A 16,081-nucleotide genomic window follows, 5' to 3' on the forward strand; every position below is an offset into this window, starting at 1 on the left:
GGATTTGACGGGCGGGGTGGGATGTCGGCGGGGCGGGCAACGGGTACGGTTGCGGGAAGGCTCCGGCGCGCGACGCCGGCGACGGCGCGGGTGACCGTGTGCGGCGCGGGCGGATGCCCGGGCGAGAGGGATTCCCGTCAGGGGGAGGTGCGATGGTCCTGCTACGCCGCGTGATCGGCGACGCTCTGCGGGCGCGCCGGCAGGGTCAGCACCGCACCCTGCGTGAGGTCTCGACCGCCGCCAACGTCAGCCTCGGCTACCTGTCCGAGATCGAACGCGGCCAGAAGGAGCCCTCCAGCGAGCTGCTGGCCGCGATCTGCGACGCCCTCGGCGCCCGGCTCTCCGAGCTGCTGCGCGAGGTCAGCGACACGGTGGCCCTCGCCGAGCAGCTGCCGGGCGTGCTGGTGCCGATGCAGGAGGAGCCGGCCGAGCCGACGCCGGCCCCGGTGGCCGTGCGCAAGGCCACCAACCGGGGCGTCCGCCAGGTCACCTCGGACGGCAAGGTGGCCGTCTCGGTCCGCCAGGACTCGCCGCTGAAGGCCACCCTGCGCAGCACCCGGGTCCGTCCCGCCGAGCGGGACGTGGTCTGCGCCGCCTGACCTCCCGCCCGCCGCGACGCATGGCCGGGCTCGCCCCCGCCGCGTAGGGTTGATCGCAGGCCGTACGGCGCGCTCCCGTGGCGCGGATGCCCGACTGGCGTCCGGCTGCGACGATGGGGGCACGCCGCGTGGCCGGTCGGCCGGTCCGGCTCCGGTCGAGGCGCAGCGACGCTACTGAGGGGATACCGCGGAGATGGCGAACCCGTTCGTCAAGGGCTGGAACTACCTGATGGCGCTCTTCGGTGCCAAGATCGACGAGCACGCCGATCCCAAGGTGCAGATCCAGCAGGCCATCGAGGAGGCGCAGCGCCAGCACCAGGCGCTGGTCCAGCAGGCGGCCGCGGTGATCGGCAACCAGCGCCAGCTGGAGATGAAGCTCTCCCGGCAGATGTCCGAGGTCGAACGGCTCCAGGCCAACGCCCGGCAGGCGCTGGTCCTCGCCGACCAGGCCCGCGCCCGGGGCGACGAGACCGAGGCCGGCCGCTACGAGCAGTCCGCCCAGGTGCTGGCCACCCAGCTGGTCTCCGCCGAGCAGGCCACCGAGGACCTGAAGACCCTGCACGACCAGGCGCTCGGCGCCGCCGCCCAGGCCCGCCGCGCGGTCGAGAACAACTCGATGATCCTCCAGCAGAAGCTCGCCGAGCGCACCAAGCTGCTCAGCCAGCTGGAGCAGGCCAAGATGCAGGAGAGCGTGGCCCGCTCGCTGGAGTCGATGTCCGCGGTCACCGCCCCCGGCAACACCCCCTCGCTGGACGAGGTGCGCGACCGCATCGAGCGCCGCTACGCCAACGCGATGGGCCGCGCCGAGCTGGCCGGCAACTCCGTCGAGGGGCGGATGCTGGAGATCCAGAAGTCGACGCTGGACAGCGCCGGTTCGTCCCGGCTGGAGCAGATCCGCGCCAGCATGGCCGGTGACCAGCTCGGCAAGCAGGAACAACCGGCCGTGCAGCAGCAGACCCAGCCGGCCGCCCCGGCGGCCGACCCGGCCGCCGCCGCCCGGCTCGACGAGATCCGGACGAGCATGACCCGCGACCGCGGCACGGGGGACACCACCGCCGCCGGCTGAGCGGACGGCACGAGGAGGTACGGGTGGCGGACGAGCGAGCACGACACTTCCGTCGGCTGCGCCGGTTGCGGCGTTCCGCCCGACGGTGGAGCGTCCTGGCCGGTGGGCTCGGCGGCGCGGCGGCGGTGCTGACCCCGTACGCCGGGCTCGGGCTGCCCGACGCGGCCTGGGCCGGCGCCGCGGGCAGCGCGGTGGCGCTGGCCGCCTGGCGCTGGGTCGACCTGCGGGCCCTCGCCGCCCGACCCGCGCCGCCCGCCCTCGACCCGGCCGAGGCCGCCGCCCGCTCCCGGGCCCGGCTGGTCGCCGCCGTGGAGCGCCTTCCCGTCGGCCCGGGCGTGCTGGCCGAGGTGCGCCGGGTCCGGTCCCGGCTGGCGCTGCGCGGCACCACCGCCGCGCAGGCGTGGGCCCGGCTGGACCGGGCGGCGCTCACCCTCGCCGGGATGGCGCCCCGGCTGACCGGGCTGGCCGAGCCGGCGGTGCTGGAGGCCGCCGCGGCCGACCGCTCGCTGCGTGACCTGGCCGGCCGGGCGGCCAGCGTGGAACGCGCCCTCAAGCTGGCCCCGGCCGAGGCCCGGCCCCGCCTCGCCGAGGCGCACCGGACGCTGATCGGCCAGCTCGACAGCGGGGTGGCCGCGTACGAGGGGCTGGTGGCGGCGGCGGCCGGCTACGTCGCCGAGGACGCCCGCCCCAGCACCGAGCACCCGGCCGCCTCCCGGCTGACCGAGGCGACCGATCTGCTGCACGGCGTGGCGTCGGCCCTGGCCGAGCTGCGCGCCGTCGGCGAGCCACTGCGCGCCCCCACCCGCTGACCGGCCCGCCCGGGCACCGCTGCCCGGGCGGATCAGTCCGGCGTGGTGACCGGGATCGGCCCGGTGAACGGCGAGCTGCCCACCACGTTGAACGAGCGGATCCGGTAGTGGTACGTCACGCCCCGGGCCAGCCCGGTGTTGGTGAAGCCCCGGCCGGTGACGGTGAAGGTGGCCACCTCCCGGGTGAACGACGGGTCGAGCGCCCGCTGCACGGTGAAGCCCGCGCCCGGCCCGTTCGGCGTACCCGCCGCCCAGTTCAGCACCACCGTGGCCGTGTCCGGCGCGGGGGCGCTCGGGGTGGCGGTCACCCCGGTCGGCACCGTCGGAGCCCGCGGGGTGGTCACCGTGGCCACCGTCGACCACGGCGACGCCGCGCCGAGGTACGTGGTGCGCACCCGGTAGTAGTACGTGGTGTCCGGGGCGACGGCCGGGTCGAGGTGGTTGTCCGCCACGCCGACGGCGGTGGTGGCCGGCCCGCTGGTGAAGGTGGGGTTGGTGGCCCGCTGCACGTCGATCCCGGTGGCGAAGGAGCGGTTCGTCCAGCGCAGCGCGATCCGCAGCGGCGCGGCCGGCGGGACGGCGGCGGCGATCCCGGTCGGCGCGCTGAGCCGTACCGACGCGGGGGCGCTGTTGGACCAGGCCGAGCAGCTCACCGCGTTCTCCGCCCGGATCCGGTAGTGGTAGGTGACGCCGGGGGTGACCGTCGCGTCGGTGTACCGGGTGGCGGTGGCCGCCACGGTGATCGTGGTCAGCCCCTCGGTGAAGGCCGGGTCGGTGGCCCGCTGGAGCAGATGGCTGCTGGCCGGCGGGCGGCTGCCGTTGCCGGTCCAGGCGAGGGCGATCGCCGGCAGCGCCGTCGCCGAGCCGGGCATCGGCGTCGCGGTGAGCCCGCTCGGCCCCCGGGGCGAGACCCGCAGCACCAGCGGCCGGCTCATCCCCAAGTCGCGGTGGCCGGCCGCGCCGCTGGACCAGCGGTACTCCCAGCCCAGGTTGACCAGCTGGTTGACCACCGTCGCCGGGCGCCCGTCGAGCGGGCTCACCGGGGTGGAGCCGACCCGGGCGCCGGCCGGGCGGGTCGGGTCGAGCAGCCGGAGACTGTCGCCGATCTTGAACGGCAACGGGGGCACCACCGGGCGCAGCGCGACCACCACGTCCTCGGCGGGGTTCACCCGGATGGTCTCCTTCCAGCCCAGTTCCCCGCCGTCCGGGGGCCGGACGGTGCCGTCCCAGCCGACCCGGTTGACCAGCTGCACGTCGCAGCCGCTGATCCGCACCACGTGCGTCTGCCGGCCGGTGCCGCTGATCCGCCACACCTGGGTGCCGTCGGCCGCCGCGCCCGGGGGACCGTCCGGCTCGGCGGCGACCAGCACCTCGGTCGCCGGGTCGGCCGGGCCCAGCGGCAGGGACGCCGGGCCGAGCGGCCCCCCGTGCGGGTGGGCGACGCCGAGCCGTCCGGCCTGCCGGCCGTGCCCCGGCTCGAAGACCTGCCCGACCGTCTTCACCACGATCGGCAGGCTCACCGGGGCGGTGGCGCCGGCCGGGGTGAAGCTGACCGCGGTGGCGTGCACCGGCACCAGTGTCCGCCCGGCGGTACGGGTGCCGAACGCAGCGTCGTACTCCGGCTGCGGCACGATCGGCGGTCGCTGGCTGGCCGCGTACGCCCCGGGCAGCCGCTCGACCAGCCGGCCCAGGTCGTACGGCTCGGCCGGGGTGCCGGCCACCCGGAACTGGAGCAGGGTGCGGGTGTTCGGGCCGTACCCGGGGCGGGTGCCGGCGACGCCGCCCTCGGCGCTGCGGTCCCGGGCGTCGGTGTGCTGGTCGTAGCGGGGGTCGAAGCAGGGCAGCGGGGCCGGGGCGTCGTTGTAGAGGATCAGCGTGCCGCCGGGCGGGACGGTGGAGAAGTCCACCACCACGTCGGCCCGTTCGCCGGGGGCGAGCAGCAGCGCGTGGGTGTCCACGTTGAGCACGGTCGGGTCGCGCCGGTCGTAGCGGTAGCCGACCGGCCGGTTCGGCACCACCACCGGCGCGGGGAGCAGGCCGCACTCGTTGCCGATCCGGATCATGCGGGGCCCGGCCGCCCGGGGGTCGGGCACGCCACCGTCCCGCCCGTCGGTGGGCCAGTCGGGGGGCCGTCCCGAGGCACGCATCGCCTCCACCATCGGCACCTCGCCGGCCCCGGCGTCGGCCAGCGCGCCGTCCGGGTGCCACATCGCGGCGTCCGAGCGGGCCCGGTAGAGCGCCAGGTTGAGGCTGCGGTCGGCGCAGGCGTTGAGGATCCGGAACCGGTACGCCTTCGGCTGCACCCTCAGGTACGGGTACGCGACCCCGTTGACCAGCGCGGTGTCCCCGTACGCCTCGGGCACCGCGCTCGGGTGGGGCAGGCCCGGCGCCCGGGGCGGCTCCTCCGGAGCGGCCACCGGGTCGTGGTGCGGATTGTCCACCGGGCCGACCCAGAGCGGGTCGTCACCGCCCGAACCGGGTACCCAGGGGCCGTAGTCCCACCGCCCGGTCGGGTTGCGCCCGGAGGCGACGTACGGGTTCTGCCGGGGCTGGTAGACGTGCGGGTGCCAGAGGTTGCCCCGGGCACCCCACCGGTCCCGGTCCCAGGTCGGGTCCTCGGCGGCGAGCTGGGCGTCGTCGGGGACGAACGTCTTGTCCTGGATCACCAGCGGACACTGCTCGGCGGGGAGCACCCCGTCGGCCGCCAGCCGCTCCTCGGCCGGGTCGGTGAGCAGGTAGGGGGCCAGTTGTCCGGAGTAGACGGTCAACCGGGACATCCCGAGGGTGTTGTCGTGCAGCCACATCAGCCGCCCGCTCTGCTCGTTCGGGAAGTAGAGCGTGGTGGCGCCCAGGCCGGGGGGCGGCATGTCCGGCACGTGGCTCAGTCCCGGCCCGTTCGGGTACGGGGTGATCTCGCCCGCCGGCGTCACCCACTGCCACGGGTTCCCGGCGCTGGTCCAGCCGGTCTGCGCGCCGGCCAGGTGCGGCACGGCCCGGTTCTGCGGGTACGGCGCCGGCCCGTCCAGCGGCCCGATGCCGGCACCGTCCAGGGTGGTGTCGACCGGGAGGAAGAGCTCGCCGGCCCGCCCGGTGGGCAGCTGGTTGATGAACTTGACCCGTACCGGCCGCCCCCGCCGCGCGACGATCATCGGCCCCAGGTGGTACGGCCGTTCCGGCGGGGCGACAGTGTTGTGCCCGTCGAGGTCGGTGCCGAGGTTGAGCTGCCGGTAGCCGCGCAGCCGGGTGGTGGGCAGGTCGCGGTGCAGCCGCTGGGTGTACTCGCAGAGGCCGATCTCGTAGTAGTCGCAGCCCGGGTAGCTGATGGTGTCCGGCACGGCGACGGGCAGGTGCGCGCCCAGCCCGTTGCGCCCGAGGGGGCCGGGCAGCGGCAGCGCGTCGACGAACTTGCGGATGCCGGTGCCCGGCACCACGCGGCCGTGTCCGTCGAGCGTCGGCAGTGGGCTGTGCGCGAAGTTCGGTACCGGCCCGAAGCAGCGTGGGACGGCGGCCGGGTCCAGGCTGGCCGGCGCCGGTCCGGCCGGCTCGCCGGTACGCGCCGCCGGCACCGTCGGTCCACCGACGCGGTCGGTGCGGACCGCGCGGACCGGCCAGCTGGAACGCAGTCTGCGGAACAGGGCCATGGCTCTCCCCGGGGCCTGGGGGCACGACGGCCGCCACCTCGACGTGGCGGGTGGTCGCGCCCGGCAGTGACGAGCGGTGAGCACTCAACCGCAGCATGCGACCTGGGAGGCCGGTTAGGAACTACCCAATCGTCCCAATCCGGTACGTGTCCCTGTCGGACGGGCGTGTCGGGTCAGGGCTGTGTCGCGTTAGGGCTGTGTCGGGTCAGGGCTGTGCCGGGTCGGGTGCCAGCTGGCACCTCGGGCACCAGTAGGTGACCCGCTCGCCCAGCTCCTCCTTGCGGATGGCCGTGCCGCAGCGCCGGCAGGGCTGCGCGCGCCGGCCGTAGACGTAGCTGGTCCCGCCCCGGTGCAGCGAGCCGGTGGTGCTCTGCGTCCAGCGGCCCCGGTTGGCCGCGAGCAGCCGCTGGGCCAGCGCCACCGTGCCGGCCAGGTCGGGCACCGCCCCGACCGGGGTCCACGGCGAGACGCCGCGCAGGAAGAGCACCTCGCACTTGTAGAGGTTGCCCACCCCGGCGAGGTTGCGCTGGTCCAGCAGCGCCTCGCCGATGGTGGCCTCCGGGTGGGCGGCGAGCCGGCGGACCGCCTCGGGCGCATCCCAGTCCGGGCCGAGCAGGTCGGGGCCGAGGTGCCCCACCAGGGACTCCTCCTCGGCCGTCGGCAGCAGGGCCAGCTCGTGCAGGTGGTAGCCGACGGCCACCGCGCTCGGGGCGCGCAGCACCACCCGGATCAGGTGCGCGGGCCGCGCCCCCCAGCGCTCCCCCGGCGCGTACGCCCGCCAGGCGCCGTCCATCCGCAAGTGCGAGTGCAGCGTCCAGTGCCGGACGTCCGACCGCCCCTCGGGCGCGGCCAGGCGCAGCAGCAGGTGCTTGCCGCGGCTGGCCGACTCGCGCACCGTCCACCCGGTGAGGTCGCTGGTGGCCAGCTGCGGCACCCGGAAGTCGCTGCCGGTCAGGGCAGCGCCGGCCAGCGCCCGGTGCAGGACGCGGGCGGTGTTCCAGACGGTGTCGCCTTCGGGCACCCCACCATCCTCCCTCGGCCGAGCCGAATTCGCATGTGTCGCTATTTGTACGGTGCTTCCCCTTCATGTCTTGAAAATGCACTATCAGGAGGTTCTGAGGAGAATGCCGTGGGCTGTCCCCCATCTCGTACCCTGTCCTCCCTGCTCGCGGGCGTGCTGACCGCCACCGCCGCCGCGAGTCTCATCCCCGCCGCCGCGCTCGCCGCTCCAGCGGACGTTCCCGCCGCCGCCGCGCCGGGCGTCGAGCGCTGGTCCGCGGACCTCGCCGTCGCCAGCGGCGACGACGTCAACGTCCGGTGGAGCGCCGGCCGACTCCGGCTCGCCGACACCCGGCCGTCCGCCCGCACCCGCCCCGCCGCCGTCGGCGGGCCGGTCGCGGAGGGCGCCCTGCTCGCCGCTCCGCGCACCCTGGCCCGCCCGGCCAGCCGGGTACGCGCCCAGGTCACCGCAGAGGTGGCGGGGGGCGGCGGGGTGCAGGCCCAGGTGCGGGGCTGGCGGGCCGCCGGCTGGACCGAGTGGCGGGAGGCCACCGGCGCGGGCGCGGTCTTCGACCGGCCGGTCATCCGGGTCCAGACCCGGGTGCTGCTTACCGCCCGCGACCCCCGCGCCACCGCGTCGGTACGCGCCGTCGAGCTCACCGCCGACACCGTCGCCACCGTGTCGGCCGCCACCGCCGGCCTCGTCTACCGGGTCTTCGCCACCCGCGAGGGGTCGGTCGGCGGGCAGACCGCCAACGGCCGGATCATCCAGGCCCGGGACCACTTCGTGGCGCTGCCCAGCCGGCGCGGGCTCTCCCCGCTCAACACCGGCGACTACACGGTGCGGGTCTGCACCACCAGCGGCAGCCGCTGCGAGTACGCCCCGGTCTGGGACGTCGGGCCGTGGAACACCCGGGACGACTACTGGAACCCCAGCGCGGTCCGGGAGAACTGGAAGGACCTGCCGCAGGGGCGGCCGGAGGCGCAGGCGGCGTACCAGTCGGGCTACAACGGCGGGCGGGACCAGTTCGGGCGCACCGTGCGCAACCCGTCCGGCATCGACTTGGCCGACGGCACGCTCTGGGACGGTCTGCTGCTGACCGACAACGCCTGGGTCGACGTGGCGTACCTGTGGACCGGGACCGGACCCCGGGGCGTGGTCGGCGACGGGCCGCTCAACGTCCGTACCGGACCCGGCACCGGGTACGGCGTGCGCGGGCTCGCCGCCAGGTACGCCAACGTGCCGATCCAGTGCTACGTCGTCGGGCAGACGGTGACCGGGCCGTACCGCACCACCAACCGGTGGAACCGGCTGGCCGGCGGCCAGTACGTCAGCCACGCGTACATCTCTGCCGTGTACGGCGGGACCGTGTCGCTCTGCTGACCCGGCTCAGGACCGGCGGGGCGCGGACGTCCCGCCGGTCCGCGCGCTCCACTTGCCCGGTGCGGGTCGCCCGGGCCGCCCGGTGCAGGTCGCCCGGTCAGGGCCGTGCGGTCAGCCCTCCCGTCAGGGCCGCTCGTCGGGGTGGGGTGCGCGGACCATGTCCTGGTAGCGGGGGTGGCTGGCGCCGTAGACGGCGAAGTTCAGCCGGGCGTGGCTGAGGCTGAGGTCGCCGTTCGGGCCGCCGCGCACCTCCTCGGCGTCCGCGTCGGCCTGACCGTCGTCGGTCCAGAAGCACACCGGGCAGGTGCCCCCGCCGGTCCGCGCGGCGCAGCAGGGACAGGCGACCGGTACCCAGAGCTCACCCACCGGAGCAGCATTCCACACCGGACGGCGCGGCGGCAGGGTCAGCGCTGCCCGCACACCGTGACCACGTCGCCCGGCGCCACCCCGAGCAGTTCCGCCGCCCGGCCGCCGTTCACCGCCACCGCCAGCAGGCCGGCGGAGTCCACGAAGAGCACCAGCGCCCCGGCCGGCGCGTCGGCGAAGGTCCGGCCGCGGACGGCGGCCCGCCCGGCCACGCGCGTGGTGGGAGGCACCGTGGCCAGCAGGTCGGCCCCGGCGGCGAGCTGGACGTTGCCGAAGTGGTCGACGGTCAGCACCTCGGCGGTGAAGCCGTCGGCGTCCCGCCGCAGCACCGGTTCGGGCAGGCGGACCAGGGTGGCCGGGTCCACCGGCGGCCCCGCGTCGGCCGGCGGGGCGCCAAGGGCGAGCCGGGCCGCGACCGGGGCGAAGACGTCCCGCCCGTGGAAGGTGCGGGACACCTCTGGGGCCAGCCACTCCGGATTGGTCAGCTCGACGGCCGCGGTGAGCCCGCCCAGGGCCTCGGCGGCGGCCAGCAGCAGGCCGTTGTCCGGCCCGACCAGCAGCCCGCCCGGGGTGACCAGCGCGATCCCGCGCCGGGCCGTGCCGACGCCCGGGTCGACCACGGCGACGTGCACCGCGTACGGCAGGGACGGCACCGTCTGCGCCAGCACCGCCGACCCGCGCCGTACGTCGGCCGCCGGCACCAGGTGGGTCACGTCGACGACCCGTACCGCCGGGGCGAGCCGGGCGATCACCCCGTGGCAGGCGGCCACGAACCCGTCGGTGAGGCCGTAGTCGGTGGTCAGCGAGATCCAGGCGGTCGGGGCCATGTGCAGCAGGCTAGCCGGTGCGGGGGTAGCACTGACCGGAGAACGCCGCTCGGCCGACCGGCCGGTGCCGCCCGGTCACCGCGTTGGGCAGACTGCCGGGGTGACGAAACGCGCTCGTGTCCTCCCGGCCGCCGTGACGATCCTGCTCACCCTCGGGCTTGCCGCCTGTGGCAGCGACCCCGAGCCCGGTGACCCGTCCTGGGCCAACGGTTCACCGAAGGGCGTGGCCACCAGCGAGGCGCCGCCGCCCGAGGACCCGGCCGCCCCGACGGACGACAAGGCGCCCCGTACCCCGTCGGAGAGCCCGTCCACCCCGGCGTTCCGGATGCCGACGAAGGCCGCCGGCACCCCGGGCGCCCGGAAGGTCGTCGACGCCTTCAAGGCGGCCGGTCTGAAGGTGACCAACCTGCGCAACCGGACGGTCGACTGTGGACCGGACGGCGCCGGCATCGGCTGCGCCGAACTGCTGACCACCGACGCCGTCAAGGTGTACGTCTTCCCCAACGAGGCGAACGCGACCAACCAGATGGACGTCTGGGGTGCGGACGCCTTCCGCAAGGGTGCTGTCGTGCTCAGCTATCTGGGCACGAAGACCGGGGCGGCGGAGCGCAAGCGGTACAACGACGTCCTCACCAAGGTGGGCTGACCGCCGCGCCGGGGTGTCGTCCTGGTTCCGGACGCCCGGTACCGGGGAGGTCCGCGCCCTGCTCCTGGCGGTCGGTCCGCCCCGGACCCCGGTGAGCGGTTCGAGCCTGCGCCGGCGGCGGGCCTGCTCCTGGCGGATCGGTCCGCCCCGGACGCCGGGGGAGCCAGTTCAAGGCTGCGCCGGCGGCGGACCTGCTCCTGGCGGTCGGTCCGAACCGGACGCAAGTGAGCGGTTCGAGCCTGCACCGGCGGCGGACCTTCCTGTGAGCGTGATGCCTCAGAGGTATCGATATGCCGCTGAGGTATCACGTCGGCCGTGCCGACCGCCGCCGGCCCGGACCAGTCGAGGAGTGCTGCGGTGACGGTGTCGCCCAGCGTGTCGGCCGCCGGCCCGGGCCGGCAGACCAGCGCGGTGCGGCCCGCCCGTCGCACCGCGGTGGCAGGGAAAGCAACGGTGGCAGCGCCCCGCCCGTCGCACCGCGGTGGCAGGGCGCAACAGCCCGGGGTCAGCCGCGTAGCCGCAGCCCGCGCGGGGTGGCGCGGAAGCCGGCGGCGGTCAGCGCGTCGCGCAGCGGCGAGGAGCGCACCGCCTCGCCGTCGGCCCGCTCCACCGACATCGCCCCCAACGCGCCGGAGTGCACCGCGTCGGCGAGCGCCTTGCCGGCCGCGGCGAGGGCTTCGGCGTCGTCGGTGAACGACAGGATCGTCCGGCCGCCCCGCTCCACGTAGAGCACCAGGTCCCCGTCCACCAGCACCACCAGCGCGCCGGCCTTGCGCCCGGCCCGGTGCCCGGTCGCCGGGGCGGCCCCGTCCCCGGAGTCCACCACCCGTTCCGGCCAGGGCAGCGCCGCCCCGTACGGGTTGGCGGGGTCGGTGGCGGCGAGCACCACGGCCGGCCCGCCCCGGCCCCGCGCCCCGTCGACCGGGTCGGCCAGCGCCCGGATCCGGTCCACCGCGCCGGGCACGGCGAACTGGGCCGCGCCCAGCCCCTCCACGAAGTAGCCGCGCCGGGCGGCGCCGCGCTCCTCCAAGGCGGAGAGCACCGGGTAGACCGCGGCGAAGCCGCCGACCACCTGCTCGGCCATCACCGCACCCCGGGTCACCACCCCGTGCCGTTCGAGCAGCAGGTCGGCCAGCGCGGCGGAGCGTCGGGTCGGGTCAGTGTCCCGCTCCGGCAGCCGGGACCAGCGCCCGGCCACGGTCGGCGGGCCGCCCCGGGTGGGCAGCGCGACCCGGCCCGGCCGGCGGTAGCGGGTGCGCGGCGCGGACGGCCGGGACCGGTGCGCCCCGCCGCCGCCGAGCACGGCCCGCAGTGGGGCGAGGGTGTCGTTCGTGAGGTGGCCGGCCCAGACCAGGTCCCAGATCACACCGGTCAGCGCCGCGTCGTCGGTGGCGCCGACCCGGTCGGACAGGGAGCGGAAGAAGAGCGCCTGCCCCTCGGTGAGGGCGTCGAGGACCGCCTCGTGCAGCGGGGTGAGGGTCAGCGCCTCGTCCGGCGGCGGCAGCAGCAGCGGCGCGGTGTCCGCGTACGCGAGGGTGACCCAGCCGTCCCCGCCGGAGATCGCCCCGGCGCCGGCCCAGACCACCTCGCCGCTGGCGCAGAGCTCGTCGAGCTGGGCGGGGGAGTAGTCGGCGACCCGGGCGGGCAGCACCAGCCGTTCCAGCGCGGACGCCGGCACCGCCGCCCCCTGCACCTGTTCGATGGTGGCGGCCAGCGCTTCCACGCCCCGCGCCGACGAGCCGACCTGCTGCCAGCGGGGCAGGAACGCCGCGAGGGCCCGGGGCGGCACCGGCTCGATCTCCCGGCGCAGCGCGGCCAGGCTGCGCCGGCGCAGCAGCCGCAGCACCTCGGCGTCGCACCACTGGGTGCCGACGGTGTCCGGGGCGAACTCCCCGGAGACCACCCGCCCGGTGGCGGCGAGCCGGCGCAGCGCCTGCTCCACCACGAACACCCCGAGCCCGAACCGGGCGGCGCAGGTCGCCGCCGCGAACGGCCCGTGGGTGCGGGCGTACCGGGCGACCAGGTCGCCGAGCGGGTCGGCCACCGGCGTCAGGTACGCCTCGGCCACCCCGACCGGCAGCGCCACGCCGAGCGCGTCCCGCAGCCGGGCGGCGTCCTCGACGACCACCCAGCGTTCCTCGCCGGCGACCCGGACCCGCAGCACCCGGCGGGCGGACTCCAGCTCGGTCAGCCAGGGCAGCGGCGCGCCCCGCTCGGCCAGCTCCGCCTCGGAGAGGTCGCCGACCACCCGGAGCAGCTCGACGACGTCCTCCGCGTCGCGGGGCCGGCGCTGCTCGGTGAGCCAGCGCAACTGCCGTTCGGTCTCGGCAAGCACCGCCGGGTCCAGCAGCTCGCGCAGGTCGACCCGGCCGAGCAACTCACCGAGCAGGGCCGAGTCGAGCGCGAGCGCGGCGGCCCGGCGCTCGGCGAGTGGGGCGTCCCCCTCATAGAGGAAGGCGCCGACGTACCCGAAGAGCAGTGAGCGGGCGAACGGCGACGGTCGGTCGGTCTCCACCTCGACCAGGCGCACCTTGCGGGCGGTGAGGTCGCGCATCAGCTCGGCCAGGGCCGGCTGGTCGAAGACGTCCTGGAGGCACTCCCGGGCGGCCTCCAGGGTGACCGGGAAGTCGGCGTACTCGCGGGCGACGTCGAGCAGTTGCGCGGCGCGCTGCCGCTGCTGCCAGAGCGGCTGGCGGCGGCGCGGGTCGCGGCGGGGCAGCAGCAGCGACCGAGCGGCGCACTCGCGGAACCGGGACGCGAAGAGCGCGGACGTGCCGACCGACTCCTCGACCAGCTGGGCGATCTCGTCGGGCTCGAAGACCACCACGTCGGCGCCGGGCGGCTCCTCGGCGGTGTCGGGCAGCCGCACCACGATGCCGTCGTCCGAGGGCATGACCTGGGCGTCCACTCCGTACCGCTCGGCGAGCCGGCGGCCGATGGCCAGCGCCCACGGCCCGTTGACTCGGGCACCGAGCACGCTGTGCACCGCGAGCCGCCAGTCGCCCAGCTCGTCGCGGAACCGTTCGACCACCACCGTGCGGTCGTCCGGCAGCGAGCGGGTCGCGGCCTTCTGCTCGCGCAGGTACGCCATCAGGTTGCCGGCGGCCCAGTCGTCCAGCCCGCCGGCGCGCAGCGCGGCGACCGCGGTCTCGTCGCTCTGCCGCAGCAGGGCCCGCACCCGGGCGCCGATGGCCCGACCCAGCTCCACCGGCCGGCCGAGCTGGTCGCCCTTCCAGAACGGCATCCGGGCGGCCTGGCCGGGGGCGGGGGAGACCAGCACCCGGTCGGGGGTGATCTCCTCGATCCGCCAGGAGGAGGAGCCGAGCAGGAAGACGTCGCCGACCCGCGACTCGTAGACCATCTCCTCGTCCAGCTCGCCGACCCGGGCGGCGCGTTCCGCGCCGGCCAGGAAGACCCCGAACAGCCCCCGGTCGGGGATGGTGCCGCCGCTGGTCACGGCCAGCCGCTGGGCACCGGGTCGGCCGGTGAGCACGTCGGCGGCGCGGTCCCAGACCAGCCGGGGGCGCAGCTCGGCGAAGGCGGTGGACGGGTAGCGCCCGGAGAGCATGTCGAGCACGGCGTGCAGCGCGGAGTCGGGCAGCTCGGCGAAGGGGGCGGCCCGGCGGACCAGCACGGCCAGGTCGCCGACCCGCCACGGCTCCAGGGCCACCATCGCGACGACCTGCTGGGCCAGCACGTCCAGTGGGTTGCGCGGGTAGTGCAGCTCCTCGATGGCACCCTCGGCCATCCGCTCGGCGACCACGGTGCAGGAGAGCAGGTCGCCCCGGTGCTTGGGGAAGACCACACCCCGGGAGACCGCGCCGACCTGGTGCCCGGCCCGGCCGACCCGTTGCAGGCCGGCCGCGACGCTGGGCGGCGCCTCGATCTGCACCACCAGGTCGACCGCGCCCATGTCGATGCCGAGCTCCAGGCTGGAGGTGGCCACCACGGCGGGGAGCTGACCGGACTTGAGCGCCTCCTCGATGTGCTTGCGCTCCTCGCGCGACACGCTGCCGTGGTGGGCGCGGGCGATCACCGGCGGCGCGCCGACCGCCGCGCCCGACTGGGCCATCACCTCGGCCGGCGGCCGGTTGGCCCGCAGCGGCCCGACCGGCCCGCCCCACGCCTCGGAGCCCGTCTCCGCCGTGCCGTCGGGGGCGCTCGCGGCGGCCAGCTCGTCGGCGGCGAGCTCGTTGAGGCGGGCGCAGAGCCGTTCGGCGCTGCGCCGGGAGTTGGTGAACACGATGGTCGACCGGTGCGCCCGGATCAGCGCGAAGACCCGTTCCTCGACGGCCGGCCAGATCGACGCCCGGCGCGGCCCCGGGCCGCCCAGGTCGTCCTCCGGCGGCTCCTGCTCGTCGAGGCGGGTCATGTCCTCCACCGGGACCTGGACGCTCACCTCGATGGTCTTGGCGCTGGCCGGCTGCACCACGTCGACCGGGCGGGCACCGCCGAGGAACCGGGCGCACGCGTCGATCGGCCGGACCGTGGCGGAGAGGCCGATCCGCTGGGCGGGGGTCTCCAACAGCTCGTCGAGGCGTTCCAGGGAGAGCGCCAGGTGCGCGCCGCGCTTGGTGCCGGCGACCGCGTGCACCTCGTCGACGATCACCGTCTCGACGCCGCGCAGCGAATCCCGGGCGGCGGAGGTGAGCAGCAGGAACAGCGACTCCGGCGTGGTGATGAGGATGTCCGGCGGGGTGCGGGCGAAGGCCCGCCGCTCGTCGGCGGGGGTGTCGCCGGTGCGCATCCCGACGGTGATCTCCGGGGGTGCGACGCCGAGTCGGGTGGCCGCCTGGCGGATGCCGGCGAGCGGGGCGCGCAGGTTGCGCTCGACGTCGACCGCGAGCGCCTTGAGCGGGCTGACGTAGAGCACCCGGCAGCGCTGCCGCGCCTCGGCGGGCGGCGGCTCCTTGGCCAGCCGGTCCAGCGACCAGAGGAAGGCGGCGAGCGTCTTGCCGGAACCGGTCGGCGCGACCACCAGCGCGTTGCGCCCGGCGGCCACCGACCGCCAGGCGCCGGTCTGCGCCGGGGTGGGCGCGGCGAAGGCGGCCGTGAACCACTCCCGGGTCGCCGCGCCGAAGCCGGCCATCACCCGCGCGCCGTCGGCCCCGCCCACCTGCTCTGTCACGCCTTCCATCCTGCCCGGTCGGTGTGACATCCGGCCGGGGGCGGACGCGGTCTGTCCGGCTGCGACTGCTTACGGGTCGGATGAGCGGCTTGACGTGTTACGTCTTAACTAACTGCTTGCTTGTGACGCGCAACATAAAGTAACTTCACTCGCAACGCAGCGTCGGGTGGAGGGGATCGGATGACCGTCGAGGAGCCCGGCTTCGCGCCCGCCACCGACGTGCTCATCCGGAAGGTCGACAGTCACCTCGCCGCCGTCCGGGGCAGTCTGCGCGGCCCCGAGCTGGAGCTCGCCGAGCGGCTCGCCCGTTCGCTGCGCGAGCTGGTCGTCTCCACCGCCCAGGCCAGCGCCGCCGATCGGGGTCAGGTGCGGGCCGCCGTGCACTACTTCGTCCTGCGCCGGGAGAGCCGGGGCAACCTGCTCTCGGTCCGGTCGCTGGCCGCCGCCCAGCGCGTGGTCAACAAGGTCGTCATGCAGCTCGGCCGCCCCGACCTGCTGGTGGAGACCCGGCGGGACCGGCCGTCCCGGGAGGCCGCCGTGCCGGCCGGCGACGTCGCGCTGCGCTGACCTGCCGGGCGGGTCAACCGCGCGGCTGAGTCGTTCACGACATCAGCCG

Annotated in this window: 10 protein-coding genes and 1 pseudogene; 6 read left to right on the top strand and 5 right to left on the bottom strand. The window is 76.1% G+C overall.

The features are described 5' to 3' along the window. The first annotated feature begins 152 nt into the window (after positions 1-152). From ACTWM8_RS07945 to pspM, 3 genes are all read left to right on the top strand, one after another. Complete coding sequence (locus ACTWM8_RS07945) at positions 153-599, top strand: helix-turn-helix domain-containing protein (protein WP_446213237.1); 447 nt, start codon at positions 153-155, stop codon at positions 597-599. Positions 600-792: 193 nt separating this feature from the next. Further along, positions 793-1,665 (top strand): PspA/IM30 family protein, encoded by an 873-nt coding sequence (locus ACTWM8_RS07950; protein ID WP_446213238.1) that lies wholly within the window; start codon positions 793-795, stop codon positions 1,663-1,665. Positions 1,666-1,688: 23 nt separating this feature from the next. Next, positions 1,689-2,474 (top strand): phage shock envelope stress response protein PspM, encoded by a 786-nt coding sequence (gene pspM / locus ACTWM8_RS07955; RefSeq protein ID WP_154942792.1) that lies wholly within the window; start codon positions 1,689-1,691, stop codon positions 2,472-2,474. A gap of 32 nt (positions 2,475-2,506) precedes the next feature. Here the strand turns inward: pspM and ACTWM8_RS07960 are convergent, their stop codons facing one another. Both ACTWM8_RS07960 and ACTWM8_RS07965 read right to left on the bottom strand, forming a co-directional pair. After that, positions 2,507-6,115 carry a hypothetical protein gene (locus ACTWM8_RS07960; RefSeq protein WP_446213239.1) on the bottom strand — a complete coding sequence of 1,203 codons (3,609 nt, stop codon included), beginning with the start codon at positions 6,113-6,115 and terminating at the stop codon, positions 2,507-2,509. 205 nt (positions 6,116-6,320) lie between these two features. Next, positions 6,321-7,136 carry a zinc finger domain-containing protein gene (locus ACTWM8_RS07965; protein WP_446213240.1) on the bottom strand — a complete coding sequence of 272 codons (816 nt, stop codon included), beginning with the start codon at positions 7,134-7,136 and terminating at the stop codon, positions 6,321-6,323. 108 nt (positions 7,137-7,244) lie between these two features. Here ACTWM8_RS07965 and ACTWM8_RS07970 point away from each other — a divergent pair, with 108 nt between their 5' ends. Next, positions 7,245-8,498, top strand: a complete 1,254-nt coding sequence (locus tag ACTWM8_RS07970) for a hypothetical protein (RefSeq protein ID WP_446213241.1) — start codon at positions 7,245-7,247, stop codon at positions 8,496-8,498. A gap of 123 nt (positions 8,499-8,621) precedes the next feature. Here ACTWM8_RS07970 and ACTWM8_RS07975 read toward each other — a convergent pair whose 3' ends face one another. Next, entirely contained in the window at positions 8,622-8,864 is a 243-nt protein-coding gene (locus ACTWM8_RS07975; protein WP_446213242.1) for a CPCC family cysteine-rich protein, read from the bottom strand. A 38-nt stretch (positions 8,865-8,902) separates the two neighbouring features. After that, positions 8,903-9,691 (bottom strand): SAM hydrolase/SAM-dependent halogenase family protein, encoded by a 789-nt coding sequence (locus tag ACTWM8_RS07980; RefSeq protein WP_446213243.1) that lies wholly within the window; start codon positions 9,689-9,691, stop codon positions 8,903-8,905. A gap of 100 nt (positions 9,692-9,791) precedes the next feature. Between ACTWM8_RS07980 and ACTWM8_RS07985 the strand changes: the two genes are divergently transcribed. Beyond that, positions 9,792-10,337 (top strand): hypothetical protein, encoded by a 546-nt coding sequence (locus ACTWM8_RS07985; protein ID WP_446213244.1) that lies wholly within the window; start codon positions 9,792-9,794, stop codon positions 10,335-10,337. Positions 10,338-10,842: 505 nt separating this feature from the next. Here the strand turns inward: ACTWM8_RS07985 and ACTWM8_RS07990 are convergent. After that, positions 10,843-15,426, bottom strand: a complete 4,584-nt coding sequence (locus tag ACTWM8_RS07990; protein ID WP_446214496.1) for an ATP-dependent helicase — start codon at positions 15,424-15,426, stop codon at positions 10,843-10,845. Positions 15,427-15,645: 219 nt separating this feature from the next. On the opposite strand from ACTWM8_RS07990, the pseudogene ACTWM8_RS07995 reads away from it, so the two are divergent. After that, positions 15,646-16,003 (top strand): annotated as a pseudogene (locus ACTWM8_RS07995) (hypothetical protein); the annotation flags it as partial. Positions 16,004-16,081: the final 78 nt, after the last annotated feature.

The sequence above is a fragment of the Micromonospora sp. IBSANI012 genome, assembly GCF_052814045.1.